We start from the raw sequence: 321 nt of genomic DNA, 5'->3' as shown, positions 1-321 counted from the left end.
CGACGCCACACTCCCAGCACTACCCGACCCCAAATAACCCTCAAGATCCGCCGGAAGAACCCGCAACCTCGAGGCATAGTCGTTGTACATCACCCCCATAAACACACCCGTCGCCGACCCACGCAGCCCAACCGGATCAATCCCCGCCCGCTCCATCGCCTCCCACGACGCCTCCAACAACAACCGCTGCTGCGGATCCACCGCCAACGCCTCACGCGGCGACATCCCGAAGAACTCCGCGTCGAAGTCCGCGGCATCGTGCAAAAACCCACCCCGCCGCACATACGACGTCCCCGCATGCGCCGGATCCGGGTCATACAA

The 321-nt window shown here is 63.9% G+C and carries 1 protein-coding gene; it reads right to left on the bottom strand.

Features of this window, described 5'->3' with window-relative positions:
• The coding region (locus JK364_RS54800; protein ID WP_269146478.1) for a beta-ketoacyl synthase N-terminal-like domain-containing protein at positions 1-321 on the bottom strand (321 nt) is incomplete at both ends.

It is taken from the genome of Streptomyces endocoffeicus (assembly GCF_016741935.1).
Taxonomy (GTDB): Bacteria; Actinomycetota; Actinomycetes; order Streptomycetales; family Streptomycetaceae; genus Streptomyces; species Streptomyces endocoffeicus.
This window is presented reverse-complemented; position numbering and strand designations above follow the sequence as displayed.